We start from the raw sequence: 25,265 nt of genomic DNA, 5'->3' as shown, positions 1-25,265 counted from the left end.
AGGAGGCCGTCATGGCAGAACGTTCATTCGCCAAGGAAGTGGAAAAACTGCGCCTGGGTGACGGCGATGAATTCCGCGGCGAAGGCATCCTGGCCGTGACCAAGGCGCTGCTGCAATCGGGCGTGTCGTACGTGGCGGGTTATCAGGGGGCGCCCATCTCGCACCTGATGGATGTGCTGACCGATGCGAATGACATCCTCAACGAACTGGGGGTGCACTTCGAGCACAGCGCGTCGGAAGCCACGGCCACGGCAACGCTGGCGGCGTCGGTTAATTACCCGCTGCGCGGCGCAGTCACCTTCAAGTCGACGGTCGGAACCAACGTGGCGTCCGACGCGCTGGCCAACCTGGCCTCGGGCGGCGTCACGGGCGGCGCGCTGCTGATCGTGGGCGAGGACTACGGCGAAGGGTCCAGCATCATGCAGGAACGCTCGCATGCGTTCGCGATGAAGTCACAGGTCTGGCTGCTGGATCCTCGGCCCAACCTGGTCAGCATGGTCAACGCCGTGCAGCACGGCTTTGAGTTGTCCGAGGCCAGCAACACCCCGGTCATGCTGGAACTGCGCATCCGCGCCTGTCATGTGCACGGGCGCTTTCCGACACGCGACAACGTGCGGCCGGCGTTCACCCTGAAAGACGCGATCGACGCGCCGGTGCGCGATGTCAACCGCATCGTGCTGCCGCCCGCCAGCTATCTGCACGAACAGGAGAAGATCAGCCGCCGCTGGCCGGCCGCGATCCAGTACATCCAGGACCATCACCTCAACGAATTCTTTGGGGAGGGCACGGCCGACGTGGGCATCGTGATGCAGGGCGGGTTGTACAACGCGGTGCTGCGCGGGCTGGAACTGCTGGGCCTGGCCGATGCCTTCGGCCATACGCGGATCCCGCTGTACGTGCTGAACGTGACCTATCCGCTGGTCGATGCCGAGTTCACCTCTTTCTGCGCCGGCAAGCGAGCGATCCTGATCGTCGAAGAAGGGCAGCCGGACTTTATCGAACAGGCGGTGCATGCCATCTTGCGCCGGGCTGACGTGCAGACCAAGGTGCATGGCAAGGACATGCTGACGCTGGCGGGCGAATACACCGGCGGCGTGGTGGTCAAGGGTCTGGCGGCGTTCCTGAACAAGCATCTGCCCGGGAGCCTGCACGACCGCCAGTTGCCGGCCGCCGCCCGGCCCGCGCCGCCCCCGCGCGGCTTGAAGGCAATCCCAAGGCCTTCGCGATCCAGGCCGCGGCCAGCCAGGTCCAGGGCCGCCCGCCGTCGTTCTGTACAGGCTGTCCGGAACGGCCGATCTTTACCGCCATGAAGCTGATCGAACGCGAGCTGGGCACGCACCACGTCAGTTGCGACATCGGCTGCCACCTGTTTTCGGTGCTGCCGCCGTTCAACATCGGCGCGACCACCATGGGGTACGGGCTGGGGTGGGCTGGGGCGTCAGCATTCAACAGCGGCGACACCGCCAAACGCACGATCGCGATCATGGGCGACGGCGGCTTCTGGCACAACGGCCTGACCAGCGGCGTGGGCAATGCCGTATTCAATGAGACCGACAACGTTCTGGTTGTGATCGACAACGGCTATTCCGCCGCCACGGGCGGGCAGGACGTACTGTCGTCCAAGGCCGCCAACGCGATCCGCAGCACCAACAACCCGATCGAAAAGGCGGTGCGCGGGGTGGGCGTGAAATGGGTGCGCACGGTCGACAACACCTACAGCCTGACCCGCATGCGTGATGCGCTGCGCGACGCCCTGACGACGCCATCGAAAGGGCCGAAGGTCATCGTGGCGCAGAGCGAATGCATGCTCAATCGCCAACGCCGCGAAAAGCCCCTGGTGCGCAAGCAGATCGCCGACGGCGGCCGCGTGGTGCGCGAACGTTTCGGCATCGATCCCGATACCTGTACCGGCGACCATTCCTGCATCCGCCTGTCGGGCTGCCCGTCGCTGACGATCAAGCCCAATCCCGATCCGCTGCGCACCGATCCGATCGCGACCGTGATCGATAGTTGCGTGGGCTGCGGCCTGTGCGGTGAAGTGGCGCATGCCGCCGTGCTGTGCCCGTCGTTCTACCGCGCCGGCATCATCAACAACCCCACCCGCTGGGACCGCTTCAAGCTGCGCCTGCGCACCGCCGTGATCGGCGCCCTGCAGGACCGCATCGCCCGCCGTCTGGAAGGAATCGCAGCATGACCCCGCCCCGCGCCATTACGATTGCGATCCTGGCCATGGGGGGCGAGGGCGGCGGCGTGCTTGCCGACTGGCTGGTGGACCTGGCCGAAGCCAATGGTTATCTGGCCCAGACCACGTCGGTGCCTGGCGTCGCCCAGCGCACCGGCGCCACCATTTATTACCTGGAAATGTTTCCGGAAAGCGCCGTGCCCGCGGGCGATGCGCCCGTGCTGGGGCTGAGTCCCGTCCCGGGCGAAGTCGATATCGTCATTGCATCGGAACTGATGGAGGCGGGCCGCGCGGTGCAGCGGGGCCTGGTGACGCCCGATCGGACGACCTTCATCGCGTCCAGCCATCGGGTGTATTCGATGACCGAGCGCACCGCCATGGGCGATGACCGGGTCGACTCGAACAAGCTGATCGAAGGGGGCCGGGCCGCCGCCCGACGGTTCGTGACGGCCGACTTTGCGACGCTGGCCGAACGTACCGGCAGCCCGATCAGTCCTGCGCTGTATGGCGCGCTGGCCGCGACCGGCGCATTGCCGTTCACGCGCGACCAGTTCGAAGACACTATCCGCCGGGGTGGCGTGGGCGTCAAACCGAGCCTGAACGCGTTCGGCGCGGGATTCGATGCGGCGATGCTTGCGGACCGCAACGTTGCGGACGCCATTCCTCAGGACCTTCCTCGCGTCGGCGCGCGCCTCGCACCTCTGTCCGACCGCATCCTCCGCGACTTTCCGGCGGCCGTGCACAAGACCTTGCATGCCGGCATCCTGCGCTGCGCCGACTACCAGGACGTGCCGTACGCCGTGGCCTATCTGGATCGCCTGGCCGCCCTGCAGTCGGCCATTCCGGCCATTCCGGCCACGTCGGATCGAACGCAGACCGGCGCGGCATCGCACACCTTGCTGAACGAAGCCGCCCGCCATCTGGCCCTATGGATGACCTACGAAGACACCGTCAGAGTGGCCGACCTGAAAACCCGCCGCTCAAGGTTTGCCCGGGTGAGCGGCGAAGTGCGGCTGACCCCCAAGCAGCAACTGGACATCAACGAATTCCTGCACCCGCGCCTTGAAGAGATCGCGGACACCTTGCCCGCCGGGCTGGGACGCTGGCTGCTCGGGTCCCGCGCAGCCCGGGCCTGCGTCGAACCCTTCCTGAAGCAAGGCAGGGTGGTGCAGACCACATCGATCCGCGGCTTTCTGCTGCTGTACGCGATCGCGTCCATGCGGGGGATGCGGCCCAGATCCTTGCGCTTCCAGGTCGAACACCAACGCATCGACGACTGGCTGGCGGCCGTGACCGGCCTGCTGCCCGACCACCCGGCGCTGGCCGAACAGGTGGTGCGCGCACAGCGCTTGGTCAAAGGTTACGGCGACACGCACCACCGCGGCTGGAACAGCTATCAACGCGTGACCGCGATGCTGCCCGCGCTGCGAACCCTGCCCGACGGCGCGGCGCAGATGCAGGCGCTGATCGCCGCGGCGCTGGCCGACGACAGCGGCCGCACGCTGGCCACGGCGATCGACGCGCTGGCCAGCGCCCCGGTCCAGCGGCCCGCGCCAGCCTTCGCGCATTGATAGGCCGGCCCGGCCACGTCACCCCGAACCCGCATCACCGAGCTTGCACCACGCACCACGCACGTAAGTGCCGATTGACCGCCTTGCCGCAGTTCCCGATGATCGTTGCACATGACAATGATGGAGATACTTCGATGACATCCCGCGTTCCGACTTCTCGCGTCCTGCCTTCCGGCCTGCTGACCCGCCTTGCCGTCCTGCTTGCCGCCGCCGCGGTGTCTGCCGGGGCGGTCGCCCAGGAACGCACGCTGCGCCTGGTCAGCGGCTTTCCGGAAAACGGCATCTACGTGCAGCGCCTGCTGCCGTGGATCAAGCAGTTCAATACCGAAGGCAAGGGCGTGCTGCAGATCAACTTCCTGGGCGGCCCCAAGGCCATCCCGGCATTCGAAGTCGGCAATGCGGTCAAGACGGGCGTGGTCGACATGGCGCTGACGACCGGCGCGTTCTACACCAACGTCATGCCCGAAGCGGACTTCCTGAAGCTGACGCAGGTATCGGTGGTCGAGCAGCGCAAGAACGGCGCGTTCGAAGCCATCAACAAGGTCTGGAACGAGAAGGGCAACATGCAGTATCTGGCCCGCGTGGTCGAAAACCAGCCCTTCCATCTGTACACCAACAAGAAGATCGACAAGCCCGATCTGACCGGCCAGAAGATCCGCATCACGCCGGTGTACCGCGACTTCTTCCAGGCCCTGAACGCCAACGTCGTGACCACCGCGCCGGGCGAGGTCTACACCGCGCTGGAACGCGGGGTGGTCGATGGCTACGGCTGGCCGATCGGCGGCATCTTCGATCTGAACTGGCAGGAAAAGACCAAGTTTCGTGTCGAGCCGGGCTTTTACGATGCCGAGGTGTCGTTGATCATGAACCTGCCGTCGTTCAAGAAACTGACGGACGCGCAGCGCGCCTTCCTCGACAAGCAACTGGCAGCCTATGAAGCCGGCAATGCCTTCTGGACGCAATACGGCAAGGACGAAGCCGCGCGCCAGGAAAAGGCCGGCATCCAGACCATCCGCTTCGATGACGCGACCGCCAAGAGCTTCCGCGACAAGGCCTACGAGATCGGCTGGGCGGGCGCCGCCAAGCAGAGCCCCGACATCGCGGCGCGCTTCAAGCCCCTGTTCTCATCGCCTGCCGCCAAATGACGAAGCCAGGTGCGATCGCGCGGGCGTCGGTCCGCTATGGCCGCGCGCTGGAAGCGCTGGCGATGGTCGGCTTTGCGCTGCTGCTTGCCATGATGCTGATCATCGTGGCCGACGTGGCGCTGCGCAATCTGGCCATTCCGGGATGGCCGCAAGGCCTGGCCTGGAGCAACGAGGTGTCCGAGCTCATGCTCTATCTGATGACGATGTGCGTCGCGCCGTGGCTGCTGCGCCAGGGCCAGCACATCCGCGTGGACATCCTGCTGCAGGCGCTGCCCAAGCGCCTGGCTTGGACGCTGGAGGGGATCGGCGACACGATCGGCCTGGCCTGTTGCCTGGTGATCGCCTGGGTCGGCGCGGGGTCGGCCTGGTCCAGTTATCTTGCCGGATCGGTCAACATCAAGACGCTGGTGACGCCCGAGTGGTGGTCGCTGGCGCCCTTGCCGATCGCCTTCGTGCTGCTGGCCATCGAAATGGTGTTCCGCATGCATCGGCTGTGGCAGGGCGAACGCGCGCCGCGCAGCGACGCAGTGAGCGCGGCATGAGCTGGGAAGTCGCGGCGTGGTTGCTGCTGGGCGGGTCGACGGTGCTGCTGTTCATCGGCATGCCGGTGGCCTTGACCTTCATCACGATCAACATCGTGGGCGCGTGGCTGTATATGGGCGGCGAAGTCGGTCTGACGCAACTGGCGCGCAGCAGCGTCAGTTCGGTCGCGGCGTTCTCGCTCACCCCGATTCCGCTCTTCGTGCTGATGGGCGAGATCCTCTTCCATACCGGGCTGGCCATGAAGGTGATCGACGGCGTCGAGCGCCTGATCACCCGCCTGCCAGGCCGGCTGGCCGTGGTGGCGGTCGTGGCCGGCACGGTGTTCTCGGCCATCTCGGGGTCCACCATCGCCACCACTGCCATGCTGGGATCGCTGATGCTGCCGGTCATGCTGGCGCGCGGCTATCACCCCAAGATCGCCACCGGCCCGATCATGGCGATCGGCGCGGTCGACATGCTGATTCCGCCATCCGCGCTGACCGTGCTGCTGGGTTCGCTGTCGGGCATCTCGATCTCCAAGCTGCTCATCGGGGGCGTGATGCCGGGCGTGATCCTGTCGATCTCGTTCGTGATGTGGATCGTGATCCGCGTCAAGATCAGCCCGCATCTGGCGCCCGATGACGGTGAAGGCGCGCGCCACAGGGGATGGGACCGCTGGCGCCTGTTCTTTGCGTACGTGCTGCCAACCCTGTCGATCTTTGGCGTGGTGGTCGGCGCACTGGCCGCGGGGTGGGCGACGCCGACCGAATGCGCCGCCTTGGGGGCGTTCGCCACCATGATCCTGGCGCTGGCCTACCGGGTGCTGACGTGGGACGCGGTGCTGAAGTCCCTGCGCGGCACGGCGGGCATCTCGGGCATGATCCTGTTCATCATCCTGGGCGCGACCACCTTTGCGCAGATCCTGTCGTTCTCGGGCGCGAGCAATGGGCTGGTCGAGATGATCACCGGGCACGGGCTCTCCACCGGGATGATCGTGGCCGGCATGATGCTGATGCTTATCTTTCTAGGCATTTTCGTCGATCAGGTCAGCATGATGATGATCACGCTGCCGATCTTCATGCCGGTGGTGCAGGCCCTGGGGATCGACCCGGTGTGGTTCGGCGTGCTGTTCCTGATCTGCATGCAGCTGGGCCTGCTGCTGCCGCCGCACGGGCTGCTGCTGATGACCATGCGGGGCGTGGCGCCGCCCCAGGTCACCATGGCGCATATCTTCGTGGCGGTGGTGCCCTACGTGGTGATGAGCCTGCTGTTGCTTGCGGCAGTGTTCTTCATTCCCGGCATCGCCACCTGGCTGCCGGGCAGGATAGGCTAGGGCAGAGAGGGCGGTGGGCGGTGTATGCTCTTGAACCTTCAGGGTACTGATGGTTTTTGGGACCCGCTCCCGCGCTTTCATAATGACAACTCCGCTTGCCGAGCCAGTGGCTCAGTCGGTCCCGCCGGTACCGACCCGCCTTTCCGTTTTCCTGCTGGCCATGGCGTCATTCGCCAGCGCGTGCGCCTTTCGTATCGGCGATCCGCTGCTGCCGCAACTGTCCGTCGAATTCGGCACCACGCCCAGCAGCGCCGCGCACGTCGTTACCGTATTCGCGATCGCCTATGGCATCGCGCAGTTCTTTTACGGGCCGCTGGGCGATCGTATCGGCAAGTACCGCACCATTACGCTGGCCACACTCTTCTGTTCGGTCGGCAGCATTGGCGCCGCGCTGGCGCCGTCCCTGGATGTGCTGGTGTTCTGCCGCGTGCTGTCGGGCATCGGCGGCGCGGGAGTGATGCCGCTGGCGCTGGCATGGCTGGGCGACAGCGTGCCCTATGAACGGCGGCAGGCCACCATGGCGCGCTTCCTGGTTGGCTCGATCACTGGCATTGCAGGTGGGCAAGTGATTGGCGGCATGTTCGCGGACACCCTGGGTTGGCGGTCGGGCTTCGTCTTCCTGGCCACCATGTATCTGTGCGCGGGGGTTGCGCTGCATGTCTTCCGGCCGGCCGGGCAGATCGTGCCGCCAAAGCGTCCGGGTCACTTGTTTTCGACCGTTGCTCATCTGTTCTCGGTCAAGTGGGCGCGCGTCATCATCCTGGCCGGCTTTTGGAAGGCGCCATCGTCTTCGGCATTCTGGCCTTCGTGCCCAGTTATCTGCAGACGCGTTTCGGTGTATCGGCCACGGTCGCGGGCGCCACGGGCGCCGTGTTCGCGGTGGGCGGCTATCTGTATGTCGCTGTCGCGAACTGGTTCGTGCCCTGGCTGGGCGAACGCAAGATGGTCTTGACTGGCGGCTTCGTGCTGGCGGTGGCCTTCCTGACGCTGCTGGTCGGATGGTCGTGGACCTTTGCCTTGCCGGCCGGGCTGCTGTGCGGCTTCGGGTACTACCTGGTGCACAGCACGCTGCAGACCCAGGCCACGCAGATGGCGCCGCAGATCCGAGGCACGGCGGTGGCCATGTTTGCGTCCTTTCTGTTCACTGGCCAATCGCTGGGTGTGTGGGCAGTGTCGCAGATCGATGCGCACGTGGGCGTGTCCTGGGCGTTCGCCCTCGCGATGGTGATGATGCCGATGGTGACGATTGCCCTGGCGACGGCCATGCGGCGGCGCAAGCGGTTGAACTGAGCAACCTTATTCAGTTATTGATCTAACCATAGAAAGAATTCGTTGTTTGAGTTGTTAGGCTGACTGCCTATATTGGTGACCTGGGGCAGCACCCATCACGCATGGCGCTGTTCCCGTTCAGCAGCAACGCAACTCACACGGAGCATCTATGTCGGCGGTTCTTCAGCAGCAAGCCACGCACCCCATCACGCGCAACCAGGACTTCGACGTTCGCGCGTTCGATGCGCCGCTGGGCGCCGAGATCGTTGGCATCGATCTGTCCGTGCCGCTGTCGGACAGCGATTTTGCCCGGGTGCATCGTGCCCATCTGGACTACCACGTGGTGGTGTTTCGCGACCAGCGCATCACTCCCCAGCAGCATGTGCAGTTCAGCGCGCGGTTCGGTCCGCTGCAGCGCCACGTGCTCAAGCAGTTCGCGCTGGCAGGCCATCCCGAGATCCTGATCGTGTCCAACGTGGTCGAAGACGGCAAGCCGATCGGCCTGGGCGACGCTGGCAAGTATTGGCATTCCGACCTGTCGTACAAAGAACTGCCCAGCCTCGGATCCTTGCTTCACGCGCAGGAACTGCCTTCCGAAGGCGGCGACACCCTGTTCGCCAACCAGCACCTGGCCTATGACGAGCTGCCTGCGCACCTGCGCACGGCGATCGAAGGCCGCAGCGCCGAACATTCCTATCTGGCCAAGTACGCCGAACTGCAAAAGAACGCCCCATGGCGCCCGAAGCTGACCGAAGCGCAGATTGCCGAGGTGCAGGCGGTCGTGCATCCCATCGTGCGCACGCATCCGGAAACCGGCAAGAAGGCGCTGTTCGTCAGCGAGCATTTCACGACCCGGGTGGTCGGACTGCCTGAAGACGAAAGCCAGGCCTTGTTGAACGAGTTGTTCGCATTGAGCTCGCGCGACGAACTGGTGTATCGCCACCAGTGGGCCGACCACGATCTGGTGTTCTGGGACAACCGGTCGGTCACGCACCTGGCCGCCGGCTGTCCGGACCACCTGCGCCGCAAGCTGTTCCGTACGACGATCGAAGGCGATCGCCCGTTCTGACGACTGACCGGTTGGCGCCGGGCCGGCGACACCGTCCGGCTTCGGCGGCCCGAGCCGCTGGCCTGATTGCTGACCGGACCTGACCTTCGCAGCACCCTGCCTTCCGCTGCACCGGGTCCATTTCCGCCACCTTTACCCCGACCTTCCACCATGCCGACAACCGGCATGCGGCCCGTCACGCCGGTACCCCGTGCATGACGCAGCCATTCCGCCTACCCCTACGGAGCACCGCTGCAATGACTTTTTCGACATCTCCCGATCGCGCCAGCTGGCGGCGTGTGGCCGGTGCCTTCGGCGTCAGCCTGAGCCTGCTCTCGGCCGGCGTGGCCACGCCCACCGTGGCGCACGCGGAAGGCAAGCTGCGTGTGGCCGAGCAGTTCGGCATCGTCTACCTGCTGCTGAATGTGGTGCGCGACCAGAAGCTGGTCGAGAAATACGGCAAGCAGGCCGGGGTGGACGTCAAAGTGGAATGGACGCAGCTGTCGGGGGGAGCGTCGGTCAATGATGCGCTGCTGACCGGCGCGATCGATGTGGCCGGCGCGGGCGTGGGGCCGCTGCTGACGGTCTGGGACCGCACCAAGGGCAAGCAGAACGTGAAGGGCGTGGCGTCGTTGGGCAACTTTCCCTATCTCTTGTTGAGCAGCAACCCGGCGGTCAAGACCATTGCCGACTTCACCGAGAAAGACCGCATTGCCGTGCCCGCCGTGGGTGTGTCGGTGCAGTCGCGTTACCTGCAGATGGCGTCGGCCAAGCTGTGGGGGGACAAGGACTTCAACCGCCTCGACAAGTATTCGGTGGCGATTCCGCATCCGGACGCGACCAATGCGCTGCTCGCAGGCGGCACCGAAATCAACGCGCACTTTTCCAATCCACCCTTCCAGTACCAGGCGCAGGCCAACAAGGCCGTGCATGTGGTGCTCAATTCGTACGACGTGGTCGGGCCCAATTCGCCGACCGTGCTGTTCGCGACCGAAAAATTCCGTGAGCAGAATCCCAAGACCTACAAGGCGTTCCAGCAAGCCTTGCAGGAAGCCGCGCAGTACATCCAGAAGAACCACGAAGGCGCCGCGGACACCTATCTGCGCGTGACGGGGGCAAGGCCGACCGCGCCGAACTGCTGCGCATCCTGGCCGACCCGCAAGTGCAATTCAGCACCGTGCCCAAGAACACCTACCCGATGGCCGAGTTCCTGCACCGCGTCGGCGCCATCAAGAACAAGCCCGCTTCGTGGAAAGACTATTTCTTTGACGATGCGCAAACCGCCGGAGGCAGTTGAGATGACACCCCCGCACTGAGCCTGGCGTCAGCCAACGACGGCCGCGCCGCAACGCGTCCCGCCGACTCGCCCTTGCTGCAGGTCCGCGGCGTGAGCCTGGATTACACCACCGGCAACACCGTAGTGCGCGCGACGCATCAGGTCGACTTCAATGTCTACCAGGCGGACCGCTTCGTGCTGCTTGGGCCGTCGGGCTGTGGCAAGTCGACGCTGCTCAAGGCCATTGCCGGCTTCCATCCGACCTCGCAAGGCGAGATCGCCCTGGCCGGTGAACGTGTGGCCGAGCCTGGTCCCGATCGCATCGTCGTGTTCCAGGAATTCGACCAGCTTCCGCCGTGGAAGACGGTGCTTCAGAACGTCATGTTCCCGCTGCGCGCCTCGCGCACGCTGGGCCGCAAGGAAGCGGAAGAACGCGCGCGGCATTATCTGGCCAAGGTGGGCCTCTCGGCATTTGCCGACGCCTACCCGCACACCCTGTCGGGCGGCATGAAACAGCGCGTGGCGATTGCCCGGGCACTGGCCATGCAGCCCAAGGTGCTGTTGATGGACGAGCCCTTTGCCGCCCTGGACGCCCTCACGCGCCGCAAGATGCAGGAAGAATTGCTGGCCTTGTGGGACGACATCCATTTCACGCTGCTGTTCGTCACGCATTCGATCGAAGAGGCTTTGGTCGTCGGCAATCGCATCCTGCTGCTGTCTCCGCATCCAGGACGCGTGCGCGCCGAGATCAATGCCCATCAGTTCGGGCTGCATAGCCAGGGCGGCGCGGAATTCCAGTCGACGGCGCAGCGGATCCACCGTTTGTTGTTTGACACGCCAGCGCCGGATGCGCAGGGCGCGGCGGCCGAGCCGCCCGCTGCGCACGTGCCGGGGCGCGCGCGACTGGCGGCGGTGTGATTGCAATGCGTGGCGTGCGGAGGTGCCGCGGTGTGATTGCGGCGCCTGCCGTGCAAACGCGCTGCGGTGTGACTGCGGCGCCTGCCGTGCAAACGTGCCGCGGTGCATGCGACCTTTCCCCCGCTTCAACAACTTCCGACGACCTTTGATCGAGCAGTAATGACTACCCAAACCGTGTCTCCTCCCATCCGTCCGGAATACGAGCTGCCGCTCGCCCCGGTCGGCGATCTGCCCCTGAAGCGGGACCTGCCGCTGGCCCAGCGCCTGTGGCGGCAGGCGTGGCTGCGCAAGACCGTCATCCTGGTGCTGCTGGCCGTACTGTGGGAAGGCATTGCCCGCTGGCAGGACAACGACCTGCTGCTGCCCGGTTTCGTGCAGACCGCCGCAGCCTTCATTGACGGCGTCGCGACCGGTGAACTGCTGACGCGGGTGCAGGCCTCCTTGTGGGTGCTGCTGCAGGGGTATGTGGCCGGCATCGTGCTCGCCTTCGTGCTGACTACGCTGGCCGTGTCCACGCAGTTCGGCCGCGACCTGTTGAGCACGCTCACTTCCATGTTCAACCCGTTGCCGGCCATCGCGCTGCTGCCCCTGGCCCTGCTGTGGTTCGGCCTGGGCAATGGCAGCCTGATCTTCGTGCTGATCCATTCCGTGCTGTGGCCCCTGGCGCTCAACACCTACGCGGGCTTCCAGGGCGTGTCGGACACGCTGCGCATGGGGGGCCGCAACTACGGACTGCGCGGCCTGCGTTACGTGCTCGCAATCCTGGTGCCCGCCGCCTTGCCAGCCATCCTGTCCGGCCTGAAGATCGGCTGGGCCTTTGCCTGGCGCACGCTGATCGCGGCCGAACTGGTGTTTGGCGCGTCGTCAGGCAAGGGCGGCCTGGGCTGGTACATCTTCCAGAACCGCAACGAGCTCTACACCGACAAGGTGTTTGCCGGTCTGGCCATGGTGATCGTGATCGGTCTGGTGGTCGAGAACCTGGTGTTCAACCTGCTGGAGCGGGCAACCGTCCGCAAGTGGGGCATGCAGCGCTAGGGCGATTCCTGACGGGTGGCAGGCGCAATGTCATCAACGTCCCCCTCATTGCATCGCTTCAAGGCCCGGCTCAGTCCGGGCCTTTTTTGTGCGCGGCCACGTCAACGCGCACTGAAAAGGCGTCCACCGGTGTGCATTCCCGGCCATCCTGGTGCACCGCTGCACCACACCCCAGCACCTTGTAAATCCCTGCATTTTTTCTTGCTAAACCGATCCTGCAAGATCTACGCTGCAAAAAATGGAGTAAACACTCCATTAGTTAAGCTTTCACTTACACCGTAACCAAGACATCGCTTCAGAGTGCACCAACCCCTTCGGGGCACCGTCGGTCTGGCTCCGCCAGCCGACCAGTGCCGCCCCCGGGGAGGCGCGAAGCGCCTGGGGGGCTCCATGTTTATTCGCAACACGTGGTATCCACTGACCTGGTCCCGCAACGTCGGCCGTGCGTTGGCCCGGCACGTCGTGATCGAAGAAGACCTGGTCGTCTACCGGACCGAAGCCGGCAAGACTGTCGCGCTGGAAGATGCGTGTCCGCACAAGCTGGCGCCGCTGTCGATCGGCACCCTGAAGGGCGACACGGTCGAATGCGGCTACCACGGCCTGACCTTCGATTGCAGCGGGTCGTGTACCCGCGTGCCCGGGCAGGCCAACGTGCCAGCCAGCCTGAAAGTGCGGGCCTACCCGACTGTGGAGAACATGGGCATGGTGTGGGTCTGGATGGGCGATCCGGCATTGGCGGATCCATCCACCGTATTCGACCTGCCGGAATATCACGACCCGTCCTATAGCGTGGTCGAGGGCGATGCGCTGCCGGTGGCAGCCAGCTACCTGAACCTGGCCGACAACCTGTGCGATCCATCGCATGTGGCCTTTGTCCACAAATCCACGCTGTCCAATCCCGAGCATGGCGACGTGCCGGTCATGTATGAACGGCAGGACGGCAAGGTCGTGACGTGGCGCTGGATCATCGACTCGCCGCTCATTCCGATCTTCCAGGGCCTCAAGCCTTTTGAAGGCAATGTCGATCGCTGGCATTACTACCACTACTACGCGCCGTGCATTGCCGTGATCGATTTCGGGTCCGCGCCTACGGGCACCGGTGCGCCCGAGGGCAATCGGCGGGATGCAATTCAGATGTATGCCTGCCACTTCATCACGCCCGTGGATGCGACCACTTGCGTGCAGCACTGGCTGTGCATCAAGAACCTGCCGTCCGACCCGGCGACCGATCGTCGTCTGGCCGCCGGCCTGCGTCTTGCCTTCGATGAGGACAAGGCCTTGCTCGAAGCCATCCAGCGCAATGAGGTAAAGCAGCGCTCGACCCGGCCCGTCAAGCTGGCGATCGACGTGTCGTCGGTGCGCATGCGGCGCATGGTCGACGAGATGATCCAGGCCGAGCAGTCGGCCCAAGCGTCCGTGGCGGCTACCTGAGCATTGCCAGGTGCTTGAGCGTCGCTGCCTGCCGGTATCGCGCTCGCTGCCTGCCGGCACCGCACCCGCTGCCTGCCGGCACCGCACCCGCTGCCCTGGCGTCGTCGCTCCTTTGATCGTGATCGCTTTCCCATTTACGGCCATCCGGCCGCTTCCCGACGTCTTCTTCCGGAGAGTTCCATGCCTCGTTTCCATGCGGTGTTCGCGGTGTGCCTGGCCGCCGCGGTTTGTAGCGTGAGCCCGTTGGCGCATGCCCAGGGCGTCATCAAGATTGGCGAAATCAACAGCTACAAGGCGCTGCCCGCGCTGATGGTGCCCTACAAGAAAGGGTGGGAGCTGGCGCAAGACGAAATCAATGCGAGTGGCGGCCTGCTGGGCAAGAAGCTGGAAACCGTCTTTCGTGACGACAACGCCAACCCCGGCGATGCCGTGCGCGTGGCCGACGAACTGCTGGTGCGCGAAAACGTGGACGTGCTGTCGGGTGTGACGCTGTCCAACGTCGGGCTGGCGGTCGCGGACTTTGCCAAGCAGCGCAAGCGTTTCTTTCTGGCGTCGGGGCCACTCAGCGACCGGATGGTCTGGGAAAACGGCAACCGCTACACCTACCGGCTGCGGTCCGGCACGCATGTGCTGGCGGCGTCGGTCGTGGCCGAAGCGGCCCAGCTGAAAAAGAAGCGCTGGGCCATCGTGTACCCCAACTACGAGTACGGTCAGGCTGCGGTCAAGACCTTCAAGGAGGCGCTGAAGAAGGCGCAACCCGACGTCGAATTCGTTGCCGAGCAGGCGCCGCCCTACGGCAAGATCGACGCGGGCGCGGTCGCGCAGGCGCTGGCTGATGCCAAACCCGATGCCATCTTCAACGTGTTGTTCGGTGTGGACCTGACCAAGTTCGCCCGCGAAGGCAAGACACGCGGTCTGTTCGAGGGCAGGGAAGTCGTCAGCCTGCTGACGGGTGAGCCCGAGTACCTGGACCCGTTGAAAGACGATGCCCCCGACAACTGGATCACCACCGGCTACCCGTACTACAGCATCGCCACGCCGGAACACAGAGCCTTCGTGGCGGCCTATCAGAAAAAGTACAACGACTATCCGCGCTTGAATTCGGTGGTGGGCTACGCCACCGTGAAAGCGATTGCGGCCGGCATCAAGAAGGCGGGTTCCACGGACAGCGAAAAGCTGGCGACGGCCTTCAGTGGACTGACGTTCGACACGCCGTTCGGTCCGTCCATGTTCCGTGCAATCGACAACCAGTCCACCTTCGGCATCTACGTGGGCCGGCTGGGCGTCAAGGCGGGCAAGGGCTATATGAAGACCGCCGCCTATATCGATGGCGCGACGCTGCAGCCGACCGATGATCAGGTGCGTGCATGGCGGACGGCGCCATGAAGCAGGTCAGTCACCAAGCCGCGGCGCGAATCGGGCGTCCAGCCAGCGCTCAGCCCAGCGACCGAACTTACGCAAGCGTCGGCGCCGTGCGCTCGTTGTGCCCCATCGGCTGCAACGGCCGCGGCGTGCAGGACTCGTCGATGGTGTCGCCCGTCTCGATGGACGAGCCGTCGATCGAGGAGCAGTTCCGCCTGGTCCGGCGCGCCGGCGTATTCGACTGCTTCGACCGGTTGCCGTTGCCTGATCAAGTCGACACTTTCCTGGCCTGCATGGACACGTATGGCCTGCCGGTGCACACCACCAGCTGGTTCTACGAGATGGGCACCGACGATGCGAAGTACGCTGACAATCTTCGGCTTAGCGCACGTGTCGGCGCCCGCACGCACAACGTCATGGTGTACGCGCGCCACGCCGATGGCCGTGTCGTTACCAACGACGAGATCGTCGACTGCTATCTGCGGGTGTACGACGAAGGCATGAAGCAGGGCGTGGAGCCCAGCTTCGAATTGCACACCAATATGTGAGCGAGGATCCGCGCCGCGTGACGCCGGTGGCCGAGGCCGTCATGCGGCGGGGCGTGCCCTTCAACTTCACGCTGGACTACAGCCATGTGCTCTACAAGATCGGCAACGATGAAGAGCTGGATGTGGCAGGCATGCGCGATGACGTTCACGCGGGCCGGGTGGTGCTCGACCCGTTCGAACCCGGCAATCTGGTGGACGAGTGGCTGGCACTGGGCATTGTGCGCTGGATGCAGGTGCGCGCGGCAGTGCCGAACGGGCCGCGCAATGCGTGGGCGCGCCATGATCCCGATGCCCAGGTGGCGGCCTTGCCGCGCTACCCCAGTCTGCCAGTAAAGCGTGGCGATCCAGGGCGGGGCATCCTCTATCCGTTCATGAAACCCGCGCCTGGTGAATGGCATTCCCCTGGAATGCCTACTTGCTGGAGCCGACCAAGGAAGTGGTGCGCAAGGTGCTGGCCCACCACGACCGCACGCCGTCATCGCGCTTGCGGCTCATCACGACCGAAATGATCACGCTGCCCGATTACGCGTTGAACGCGAAGTTCTCGTTGATCGGGCAGAACGCCGCGATCGCCCGCTTCATCCGCGAGACGTGGGACGCGTTGCGCCCGACCCCCTGACGTCGGACCCCTTGGCGCCCGACCCCCTGACGCCGGATCCCTTCGCGCCCGGCTCCAGGTGCGTCAACACCACCTCGGTAATGTGCTCCAGCCACGCCGCGCGCCGCGCGTCGTCGGCCAGGTCCACGCCCAGCCACTGCGAACACGTGTAGTGGTTCGACACGTAGAAGAACGCCAGCGACATGATGCTCATGAGCACGAACTCGGGCTCGACATCGTTGCGAAACACCTTGCGGGCCTGACCCGCCGTCAGGATGCCGTTGACCGTCTCAACCAACGGAAAAGACACGTCCTTGATGGTGGGTGACTTGCGGATGTGTTTACCGCGCATCAGGTTCTCGGTCATCAGCAGGCGGACCAGTTCCGGGTGCGCGCTGTAGTGTTCCCAGGAATGCGCGATCAGCTGACGCATGCCGGCCACCGGGTCGTCCGGTGGCGTCACGAACGTGCGTTGCGCGCCGATCATTGCGGCGTACACGTGTTCCAGCACCGCCTGGTACAGCCGCTCCTTGTTGCCGAAGTAGTAGTACAGCATGCGATCCACCGTCTTGGCCCGCTTGCTGATGCGGTCGATGCGCCCGCCCGAAAACCCATGCTCCGAAAATTCCACGATGGCCGCATCCAGGATGCGCGCGTTCAGTTCTTCGGGACTGCGCCGGCTCTTGGCAGGGCGGGTCGGCGCGCCGGTAGCGGCAGTCTTGCGCGCGCGTGTGGCGGTCTTGGTGGGAGTCTTGGCAACCTTCTGATTGGCGCTCTTGGCGGCGCTTGTTATAGCAGGCTTGGCGCGAACCTTGGGAGTGGCCTGGTCTTCTGCTTGCGGCTTTGCGGGCATGCGAACCTTGGAAGGGGAAGTCGTCAAAACGGTGCTTGAGAAGGGATAGCGTCGAGGTCATGCATCACGCAGGTCAACCGGATCCCGATCGATAGGCGATTGTATGTGCGTTGCCACCGTCACACCCGATAGCACACGCTCTCCTCCCCACAACGGATCGTGAATGGTCGCTGTGGTGGTGCGGGCGCGATCGATACTGGTGCGTCGTCGCGACGGCCCGGGGCACACGCCTCAGCAAGCGCCAACTCTCACCTCACTGGCACAGTTTCTGCTTTGGAAAGCTGCAGCAATCGGAATTATTGACCTGATTAATTAATTTGCGATTCAGCCGCAAAAACCGCTGGACATGGCCGTGCCGCTTAATTAATTATATGTTTAATTAATGCAGCGGCCGGGTCGGTGACCGGGTCTGGGCGGTATGGCGTTTCCCCTGAACATTCATCCTCGAGAGGTTGTCATGCGTAAGTTGTCCATAGCCTTGGTGCTGGCGGGTCTTGCCGGTGGAACGATGTCCGCTGCGTCCGCGCAGGAAACCATCAAGATCGGCGTGATCCAGCCGCTCACCGGTTCGGTCGCCTACAACGGGCTGACCTATGTCAATGGCGCCAAGCTCGCGGTGGAACGCCGCAATGCCGCCGGGGGCGTGCTGGGCAAGAAGGTCGAACTCGTGATCGAAGACGGCCAGTGCCAGCCGGCCAAGTCCGTCAACGCGGCAGAGAAGCTGATCGCGCGGGACAAGGTCGTGGCGCTGAGCGGGGCGTTCTGCAGCTCGGCGACCGCAGCCGTCATGCCCGTGGCCGAGAAGTACAAGATGCCGTTCCTGACGGGCGTGTCGTCCAAGGCCGACCTGACCGAGAAGGGCATGCAGTACTTCTTCCGGTCGGCCGAGACCGATCGCCTGATGTCCAAGACCTTCAGCAAGATCCTGGTCGACAAGCTCCAGCTCAAGAAGGTCGCCTATATCGGCGTGAACGATGACTGGGGCCGCGGCGGTGTCGAGGACTTTTCGAAAGACATGGCGGCGCTGGGCGTGACGACCGTGATGAAGGAGTACTTCGATCACGGCGCAACGGACTTCTACACGCTGCTGACGAAGCTGCGCTCGGCCAATGTGGACGGCGTGTTCGTGGCGGCCGAAACGCAGGACGGCTCGATCCTGGTCAAGCAGTTCAAGGAATTCGGTCTGAAGACCAAGATCTTCGGTGTCGGATCGTGGGCGACGGCGGACTTCATCGGCCTGACGGGCGACGCGTCCGAAGGCATCTACGCGGCCGTGCCGTATGCATCGAGCATGCCCGGCGACCGCAACAAGGTCTTCGTCGAGCAATACCAGAAGGCCTACAAGGAAAAGCCCGGCAAGTACGGCGCGGCCGGCTTCAATGCCATGAACATCCTGATGGAAGGCGTGGCCCGCGCGGGCAATACGCAATCGGATGCGATCCGTGATGCCCTGCGCAAGACCGAGTACCAGGCGCCCAACGGCACCTACCGGTTCACCGACAAGGGTGAGGGCTACGGCTTTGATGTCGTGCTGGTGCAGATCCAGAACAAGGAACCGAAAGTCGTCGCGGAAGCCCCGACCGAGAAGCCGTAAGGCAGCACGATTCCTGCATTGAAAGGTACGGAGGCACGATGGATTTTTTGCCGCAGTTGCTTGCCAACGGGCTGGTGACGGGGTCGTTCTATGCGCTGTCGGCGCTGGGGCTGACCCTGATCCTGGGCCTGATGCGCGTCGTCAATTTCGCGCACGGCGAGTTGTACATGCTGGGCGGCGTGATGGGCTGGTGGGCCACCACCTGGCTGGGCCTGGATTTCTTTTCCGGCCTGGCGCTCGTTGCGATCACCATGGCCGCCTTCGGGTGGCTGATCGATCGGTTCCTGATCGAACGCATTCGCGGACAGGGTGAAGAGGCGGGCATCCTGCTGACCATCGGCCTGTCAATTTTCCTGGCCAACACGGCGCTGCTGGTGGTGGGCACGGCCCCGCTCAAGATCGAAAGCCCGGTGGCCAGCGGTCCGCTGTTCTTCGGGCCGGTGGTGGTGACCAAGCTGCGCCTGTTCGCGGTGGCGGTTTGCGCGGTGCTAATCCTGGGCGCCTGGCTGTTGATCCAGAAGACCCGGCTGGGCCGCGCGATGCGCGCAACCTTCCAGGATCCGATGGCGGCGCAACTGGCCGGCATCAAGACCGCCAACATCTATGCATGCACCTTCGCGTTGGGCAGCGCGATCGCGGCCATGGCCGGGATGCTGCTGGGGTCGATCTATTCGGCGCAGGTGGCGATCGGCGGCGTGGTCAGCATGAAGGCGTTCGTGGTGGTGATCCTGGGTGGCATGGGCAGCTTTGCCGGCGCGATCCTGGGCGGTCTGGTGCTGGGGCTGGCCGAAGCGATCTGGGGCGGTTACATCGCAACAGGTTGGGTCGACATCATCGGCTTTGCCATCGTGATCCTGACCCTGGTGTTCCGGCCCTACGGGCTGTTTTCAAAACGTGCGGAGCGGGCCTGACATGACCTTCGAACGAAACGCGATCCTGGGCTTCATGCTGATCGCCGCCTTGCTGCCCGTGGTGGTGCAAGACCAGTACGTACTGCACATCGCCATCATGGTGCTGTTCTTTGCCGTGCTGGCGACCAGCCTGAACCTGGTCGTCGGCTACGTGGGCGAGTTCTCGCTGGGCCACACGGCCTTTCTGGGCATGGGCGCCTATACCGCGGCCATCCTGTCGACCCAATATGGCTGGCCCATGTGGGCCACCATCCCGGTTGCGGGCGTGATCGCGGCTGTGACCGGCCTGGTCATCGGCGCCATCACGCTGAGGCTGCAGGGGCCGTTCTTTGTGATTGTGACCCTGTCCTTTGCCGAAGTGCTGCGTCTGGTGGCGGACAACTGGATCGGCCTGACCAACGGCCCGATGGGCATCGCCGGCGTGCCGCAGCCATCGGTGCTGGCGGAGGCCAGCAATGTGGGCGCCAAGCAGTTCTATTTCTACATTGCATGGGCCGTGCTGGCCCTGGCCATGTACCTGTCGTACCGCTTCGTGTATTCGAATGCGGGCCGCGCCGCGGTGGCGGTGCGCGAGAACCGCTACGTGGCGCAGTCGATCGGCATCCGTCCGTTCACCTACGCCATGCTGGCCCTGGTGCTCGGTGCCTTCCTGACCGGCATGGCGGGCGGCTTCTACGCGCACTACATCTCGTTCGTTGGTCCGGAAGTGTTCCGCTTCGCCTTCATGGCCAGCATGATCATCATGGTGCTGATCGGCGGCAAGGGGACGCTAGTGGGACCGCTGATCGGCGCGCTGCTGGTGACCTTCCTTGAAGAGTACCTGCGCGAAGCCAAGGAACTGCGTTTGTCCTTGTTCGGACTGGCGGTGATGGCCATCGTGCTGTTCCTGCCACGGGGGCTGATGGGCTTCCTGACGCATCGCCGTGAAAGCCGCAACAGCACGCCGGAGGCCGGTTCGTCGGCATCATCCCCTCCACCACCGGCGGCCGTCGCGCGCCGCCAGGGAGCCTGACATGACGATGTCTTCAACGACTGCGCCGATGCTGGCCGTGCGCGGCCTGTCGAAAACCTTTGGTGGCCTGAAGGCCGTGCAGGACATCAGCTTCGATGTGGGCGCTGGCGAGATCGTCGGCCTGATCGGCCCGAACGGCGCGGGCAAGACGACCTGCTTCAACCTGATCACCGGTTTCTACGCGCCGACGTCCGGCAAGGTGCATTTCAAGGGCGAGGACGTGACCGGGGAAAAGCCATACCGCATGGCGCGCCGGGGCATCGTCCGCAGCTTCCAGAAGACCAACATCCTGAAGTCGCTGACGGTGTTCGAGAACGTGCTGACCGGGCACTACCTGAATGCGCACCAAAGCCTGCTGCGGACGTTCTTTCCGGGCAAGGCGGTGCGCGAGGCCGAGCAGGCCGCCCGCGACAGCGCGGAGCGCATCGTGCAGGTGATGGGGCTGGGCGCGCGCATGAACGCCCCGGCGTACCTGCTGTCCTGCGGCGAATTGCGCCTGCTCGAAGTCGCGCTGGCATTGTCCGCGAAACCGGACATTCTGATGCTGGATGAACCGGCCGCGGGCCTGAACAGCCAGGAAGCGGCGGAACTGGGCCACATCCTGAAGCGGCTGCGCGGCACGATGGTCCAGTCGATTCTCATCGTGGAGCACAACATGGGACTGGTGATGGCGGTGTCCGATCGCGTGGTGGTGATGCACTTTGGCGCGAAGCTGGCCGAAGGCACGCCGCTGGAAGTGCAGCGCCATCCGCAAGTGATCGAGGCCTATCTGGGCCGGGGAGCCCAGGCATGAGCGCCGTTCTGAATGCGCCCGGCGCGGTGTCGGGAACGCGGCCCGCCGTGCCGACGGGCACGCCGCTGCTGGAGATCGACAACCTGCACGTGAGCTACGGCAAAACAGCCGCCCTGCATGGGGTGACGCTGTCGATGCAGCCGGGCGAAGTCGTCGCCCTGATCGGCGCGAATGGCGCCAGCAAGAGCACCACGCTGCGTGCGATCTCGGGCCTGCTCAAGCCGACCCGCGGCAGCATCCGCTTCAAGGGCAAGGATATTGGCGGCATGCCGGCCGATCGTGTTGTCGGCCTGGGCATTGCGCAAAGCCCCGAAGAGCGTCACGTGTGGTCGGCCATGACGGTGTACGAAAACCTGACCCTGGGCGCCTACCTGTGCAAGTCGCGTGAAGTCGTGCAGCAGCGCGTGGGCATGGTGTATCACCGCTTTCCGCGCCTCAAGGAACGGCATCAGCAACTAGCCGGCACGCTGAGCGGCGGCGAGCAGCAGATGCTGGCGATCGGCCGCGCGCTGATGTCCGAGCCCGAGCTGCTGTTGCTGGACGAGCCCAGCCTGGGCCTGAGCCCCAAGATGGCTGACGAGGTCTTTGACGTGGTGCGCGAGATCAATGCCCATGGCGTGACCGTGCTGCTGGTGGAGCAGAACGTGCACAACGCCCTGTCGGCCGCGTCGCGTGCCTATGTATTCGAGACCGGCCGTGTGGTTGCCGACCGCGATGCCGCCGGCCTGCTTCAGGATCCGGAATTGTTGAGCGCCTATCTGGGCGGGTGAGGGCGCCTGCCCGTCCGCTTCCATCATGAATCACAGCGCGGACCCGCGGCGCCAACGACGCGCCAGGGCCGCCAGTCAAGCAGCAAGGAGAACGACATGAACAAACCCGTGGACAGGCCATTGCGTGTGGGCATCATCGGCGGCGGCATCGGCGGGGTCGCGCTGTCACGCGCGCTGATGCTGCGCGGCATCGAATGCCACGTATTCGAACGCGCGTCGGCCTTCGGTGAAGTCGGCGCCGGGGTGCAGATGACGCCGAACGGCGTCAAGGTGCTGCGTGCGCTGGGCCTGGCCGAACCGTTGGCCAAGGTGGGCTTCCTGCCGCAAGCCATGGTGGGGCGCAACTGGCGGTCGGGGCGTGAACTGTTTCGCACGCCGCTGAAGGGCCACTGCCCTGAACTGTACGGCGCGGACTTCTATCACGTGCACCGTGCCGACCTGCACGCGATCCTGTCGTCACACCTCGAACAAGGCGGCGCGACCCTTGGCGTGCGCTGCGTGTCCGTGCGGGACGACGGCCATCAATCGGTGGCGGTGTTCGACGACGGTACCGAGTACGAGGCCGATCTGATCGTGGGCGCGGACGGGTTGCGGTCCATTGTGCGCGACGCGCTGTGGGGCGCCGAAACGGCCAAGTTCACCGGCCATATGTGCTGGCGTGCGCTGGTCCCGGTCGATCACTTTCCGCTGCCCTATGTGAGCCCGGATTCGGCATTCTGGATGGGACCGCACGGTCACCTGGTCACCTACTACGTGAACGGCGGCAAGTCGGTCAACATCGTTGCCGTGAACGAGAGCAAGGACTGGGTGGAAGAGTCCTGGAACAAGCCCAGCAGCCGCGAAGAATTGATGAACGCCTACACCGGCTGGCATCCAGACATCATCAAGCTGTTCAGCCGCACCGAAAACGTTTTCAAATGGGGGCTGTTCGATCGCGATCCGATGACCGCCTGGTCCAAGGGCCGCATCACGCTGCTCGGTGACGCCGCCCACCCGATGCTGCCCTTCCTGTCGCAAGGGGCCGCCATGGCGATCGAAGACGGCTATGTGCTGGCCGAAGCCTTGGCCAAATATGGCCGCGACGTTCCGGCTGCACTGAAGGCCTACGAGGCGGAACGCCTGCCGCGCACCAGTCGCGTGCAGCTCGAAGCGCGCGAACGCGGCCGTACCTATCACCTGCCGTCGCCGTGGGCGCAGTTCAAGCGCGACCTGGCTTACCGCTGGCGCGAGTGGATGAACCCCAACGCCGTCGGCATCCAGGCCAACTGGGTGTACGCGTATGACGCCACCACCTGCGCCGAACGCTTCGGCAAGACCGCGCCGGTCCAGAAGGCCGTGACGGCCTGAGCGCCTGCCCGAATCTTTGGCCATCACCTTGTTGAGTTAGGAGCCCACTATGGCTGTCAGCGATGCCGACATGGTCAAGGCCTGGACCCAGGTCCTGACCCTGTCCAACCTCAAGCCCGGCGATATCGTCACTGTACTGACGACCGAAGGCGTGACCCACCCTCAGACCCTGCGCACCGCCATGACGGCGGCGGGCCTGCTGGGCGCCACCGTGAACCGGCTCGACCTGTCGCCTGTCAATGGCGAGAAGTCCCTGAGCCGCGACACCCTGGCCTATCTGGGCACCACGCCGCTGACCGGCAACCGCGCAGCGATCGCCGCGCTCAAGGCCAGCGACCTGGTGCTGGACCTGATGACGCTGCTGTTCTCGCCCGAGCAGCACGACATCCTGCAAGGCGGCGGCAAGATCCTGCTGGCCGTCGAACCACCCGAGATCCTGCTGCGCATGGTGCCCACCGAGGCCGACCGGCAGCGCGTCAAGGCATCGGCCGCGCTGCTCGAAGGCGCCAAGAGCATGCGCATCACGTCGGAAGCCGGCACCGACCTGACCTGCCCGCTGGGCGAATTCCCGGTGGTCAAGGAATACGGCTTTGTGGATGAGCCTGGCCGATGGGACCACTGGCCCAGCGGCTTTGCGCTGACCTGGCCCAACGAAGGCGGCACCGAAGGCCGCATCGTGGTCGACAAGGGCGACATCCTGCTGCCCATGAAGTCGTATGTGAATGAACGCATCGTGATGGAAGTGCGTGGCGGCTACGTGCGGTCGATCACGGGCGGCATGGATGCCGATCTGCTCAACGACTATATGGAATCGTTCAACGACCCCGAGGCCTATGCCATGTCGCATATCGGCTGGGGCGTGCAGGACCGCGCACGCTGGTCGACCCTGGGCCTGTACGACCGCGAGGCCACGATCGGCATGGACGCGCGCGCCTTTGCCGGCAACTTCCTGTTCTCGCTCGGACCGAACAACGAAGTGGGCGGATCGCGCACCACCGCCTGCCACATGGATATTCCACTGCGCCGCTGCACCGTGACGGTGGATGGCAAGGAGGTGGTGGTGGCGGGGAAGGTGGTGGAAGAGGCGATGGGGGGCGCAAGCTGATCCGGTCGCACGATCAAGTGGGCTATGGGGAGCGCGGGTTATAGTAGCGAGAGGTAATACCTCTCGCTACCAGGAGCGTCCTCATGCCGGTCGTCACGTCAATTAAACTAGATGAAGAATTGAAAGGACGCGTGCAGCAACTTGCTGAATCACGCCGACGCAGCTCGCACTGGATCATGCGCGAAGCCATTGTCCAGTACGTCGACCGTGAAGAAAAACACGAGGCCTACAAGCAAAGCGCGCTAAAGGCTTGGGAAAACTATCAAGACAACGGCTTGCATCTGACGGGTGAAGAAGCCGACGCCTGGCTGGAACGGCTTGAGGCCGGTGACGACATCGAGCCGCCCACGTGCCATCGTTGATCTGGACGCCGGCCGCGCTCGCAGATGTCCAGCGCCTTTATCGCTTCCTGGTTCTGAAAGACGCTGTCGCCGGACGGCGAGCCGTCAAGGCAATCCGAAGCGGCGTCAAAGTCCTTGCCGCACAGCCCCACCTGGGGCGTCCGATCGCTGACTTGGATACCGACTTTCGAGAGTGCCTGATCGAGTTCGGGGACAGTGGCTATGTGACGCTGTACCGAACCAAGGGCGACGCTGTCGCCATTCTCGCGGTTCGCCATCAAAGAGAAGCAGGCTACTGAAG

Annotated in this window: 22 protein-coding genes and 3 pseudogenes; 24 read left to right on the top strand and 1 reads right to left on the bottom strand. The window is 64.5% G+C overall.

Annotation, left to right across the window (positions count from 1 at the left end):
- Positions 1-11 precede the first annotated feature (11 nt).
- The 15 genes and pseudogenes from ACNANG_RS07280 (at position 12) to ACNANG_RS07210 (ending at position 16,149) form a co-directional block, all read left to right on the top strand.
- A pseudogene (locus ACNANG_RS07280) lies at positions 12-2,194 on the top strand (thiamine pyrophosphate-dependent enzyme).
- On the top strand, positions 2,191-3,753 hold the full coding sequence (locus ACNANG_RS07275; protein WP_420226629.1) for an indolepyruvate oxidoreductase subunit beta family protein: 1,563 nt from the start codon (positions 2,191-2,193) through the stop codon (positions 3,751-3,753). The pseudogene ACNANG_RS07280 and the gene ACNANG_RS07275 overlap by 4 nt, the downstream one beginning before the upstream one ends.
- Before the next feature lie 134 nt (positions 3,754-3,887).
- Positions 3,888-4,898, top strand: coding sequence for a TRAP transporter substrate-binding protein DctP (dctP, locus tag ACNANG_RS07270; protein WP_420226628.1), 1,011 nt, complete (start codon positions 3,888-3,890; stop codon positions 4,896-4,898).
- Positions 4,895-5,440 (top strand): TRAP transporter small permease, encoded by a 546-nt coding sequence (locus tag ACNANG_RS07265; protein WP_420226627.1) that lies wholly within the window; start codon positions 4,895-4,897, stop codon positions 5,438-5,440. The genes dctP and ACNANG_RS07265 overlap by 4 nt, the downstream gene beginning before the upstream one ends.
- Positions 5,437-6,753 carry a TRAP transporter large permease gene (locus ACNANG_RS07260; protein ID WP_420226626.1) on the top strand — a complete coding sequence of 439 codons (1,317 nt, stop codon included), beginning with the start codon at positions 5,437-5,439 and terminating at the stop codon, positions 6,751-6,753. The genes ACNANG_RS07265 and ACNANG_RS07260 overlap by 4 nt, the downstream gene beginning before the upstream one ends.
- 49 nt (positions 6,754-6,802) lie before the next feature.
- Positions 6,803-7,459, top strand: a pseudogene (locus tag ACNANG_RS07255) (MFS transporter); the annotation flags it as partial.
- On the top strand, positions 7,390-8,043 hold the full coding sequence (locus tag ACNANG_RS07250) for an MFS transporter (RefSeq protein ID WP_420226625.1): 654 nt from the start codon (positions 7,390-7,392) through the stop codon (positions 8,041-8,043). The pseudogene ACNANG_RS07255 and the gene ACNANG_RS07250, both read left to right, overlap by 70 nt.
- 148 nt (positions 8,044-8,191) lie before the next feature.
- On the top strand, positions 8,192-9,091 hold the full coding sequence (locus tag ACNANG_RS07245) for a TauD/TfdA dioxygenase family protein (protein WP_420226624.1): 900 nt from the start codon (positions 8,192-8,194) through the stop codon (positions 9,089-9,091).
- 236 nt (positions 9,092-9,327) lie between these two features.
- Positions 9,328-10,367 (top strand): annotated as a pseudogene (locus ACNANG_RS07240) (ABC transporter substrate-binding protein).
- A gap of 21 nt (positions 10,368-10,388) precedes the next feature.
- A complete protein-coding gene (locus tag ACNANG_RS07235; protein ID WP_420227477.1) occupies positions 10,389-11,264 on the top strand; it encodes an ABC transporter ATP-binding protein in 876 nt (291 codons plus the stop codon).
- 159 nt (positions 11,265-11,423) lie between these two features.
- The gene (locus ACNANG_RS07230) at positions 11,424-12,299 is read left to right on the top strand and encodes an ABC transporter permease (RefSeq protein ID WP_420226623.1); all 876 of its coding nucleotides are present in this window, start codon (positions 11,424-11,426) and stop codon (positions 12,297-12,299) included.
- A gap of 390 nt (positions 12,300-12,689) precedes the next feature.
- Entirely contained in the window at positions 12,690-13,730 is a 1,041-nt protein-coding gene (locus ACNANG_RS07225; RefSeq protein ID WP_420226622.1) for a Rieske 2Fe-2S domain-containing protein, read from the top strand.
- Positions 13,731-13,910: 180 nt separating this feature from the next.
- Positions 13,911-15,116: an ABC transporter substrate-binding protein gene (locus tag ACNANG_RS07220; protein WP_420226621.1), complete on the top strand. Its 1,206-nt coding sequence runs from the start codon at positions 13,911-13,913 to the stop codon at positions 15,114-15,116.
- Positions 15,113-15,640: a hypothetical protein gene (locus tag ACNANG_RS07215; protein WP_420226620.1), complete on the top strand. Its 528-nt coding sequence runs from the start codon at positions 15,113-15,115 to the stop codon at positions 15,638-15,640. Before ACNANG_RS07220 ends, ACNANG_RS07215 begins: the two co-directional genes overlap by 4 nt.
- Entirely contained in the window at positions 15,637-16,149 is a 513-nt protein-coding gene (locus tag ACNANG_RS07210; RefSeq protein WP_420226619.1) for a hypothetical protein, read from the top strand. The genes ACNANG_RS07215 and ACNANG_RS07210 overlap by 4 nt, the downstream gene beginning before the upstream one ends.
- Before the next feature lie 69 nt (positions 16,150-16,218).
- On the opposite strand, the gene ACNANG_RS07205 is transcribed toward ACNANG_RS07210, so the two are convergent.
- Positions 16,219-17,091, bottom strand: a complete 873-nt coding sequence (locus ACNANG_RS07205) for a TetR family transcriptional regulator (RefSeq protein ID WP_420226618.1) — start codon at positions 17,089-17,091, stop codon at positions 16,219-16,221.
- Between the two features lie 457 nt (positions 17,092-17,548).
- On the opposite strand from ACNANG_RS07205, the gene ACNANG_RS07200 reads away from it, so the two are divergent.
- From ACNANG_RS07200 to ACNANG_RS07160, 9 genes are all read left to right on the top strand, one after another.
- A complete protein-coding gene (locus tag ACNANG_RS07200) occupies positions 17,549-18,685 on the top strand; it encodes an ABC transporter substrate-binding protein (RefSeq protein WP_420226617.1) in 1,137 nt (378 codons plus the stop codon).
- 38 nt (positions 18,686-18,723) lie between these two features.
- On the top strand, positions 18,724-19,596 hold the full coding sequence (locus ACNANG_RS07195; protein WP_420226616.1) for a branched-chain amino acid ABC transporter permease: 873 nt from the start codon (positions 18,724-18,726) through the stop codon (positions 19,594-19,596).
- Between the two features lies 1 nt (position 19,597).
- Positions 19,598-20,608: a branched-chain amino acid ABC transporter permease gene (locus ACNANG_RS07190; RefSeq protein WP_420226615.1), complete on the top strand. Its 1,011-nt coding sequence runs from the start codon at positions 19,598-19,600 to the stop codon at positions 20,606-20,608.
- A 1-nt stretch (position 20,609) separates the two neighbouring features.
- A complete protein-coding gene (locus ACNANG_RS07185) occupies positions 20,610-21,401 on the top strand; it encodes an ABC transporter ATP-binding protein (protein ID WP_420226614.1) in 792 nt (263 codons plus the stop codon).
- Between the two features lie 65 nt (positions 21,402-21,466).
- The gene (locus ACNANG_RS07180) at positions 21,467-22,171 is read left to right on the top strand and encodes an ABC transporter ATP-binding protein (protein ID WP_420227476.1); all 705 of its coding nucleotides are present in this window, start codon (positions 21,467-21,469) and stop codon (positions 22,169-22,171) included.
- Between the two features lie 96 nt (positions 22,172-22,267).
- The gene (locus ACNANG_RS07175; protein WP_420226613.1) at positions 22,268-23,518 is read left to right on the top strand and encodes an FAD-dependent monooxygenase; all 1,251 of its coding nucleotides are present in this window, start codon (positions 22,268-22,270) and stop codon (positions 23,516-23,518) included.
- Between the two features lie 49 nt (positions 23,519-23,567).
- A complete protein-coding gene (locus ACNANG_RS07170) occupies positions 23,568-24,623 on the top strand; it encodes a 2,5-dihydroxypyridine 5,6-dioxygenase (protein ID WP_420226612.1) in 1,056 nt (351 codons plus the stop codon).
- An 83-nt stretch (positions 24,624-24,706) separates the two neighbouring features.
- Positions 24,707-24,985: a CopG family ribbon-helix-helix protein gene (locus tag ACNANG_RS07165; protein ID WP_420226611.1), complete on the top strand. Its 279-nt coding sequence runs from the start codon at positions 24,707-24,709 to the stop codon at positions 24,983-24,985.
- Entirely contained in the window at positions 24,973-25,263 is a 291-nt protein-coding gene (locus ACNANG_RS07160; protein ID WP_420226610.1) for a type II toxin-antitoxin system RelE/ParE family toxin, read from the top strand. Before ACNANG_RS07165 ends, ACNANG_RS07160 begins: the two co-directional genes overlap by 13 nt.
- Positions 25,264-25,265 lie beyond the last annotated feature (2 nt).

The sequence above is a fragment of the Pigmentiphaga litoralis genome (assembly GCF_048632615.1).
GTDB classification, from domain to species: domain Bacteria; phylum Pseudomonadota; class Gammaproteobacteria; order Burkholderiales; family Burkholderiaceae_B; genus Pigmentiphaga; species Pigmentiphaga litoralis_B.
Note: the sequence above shows the minus strand (reverse complement) of the source record. Positions and strands in the feature narration are given on the sequence as shown.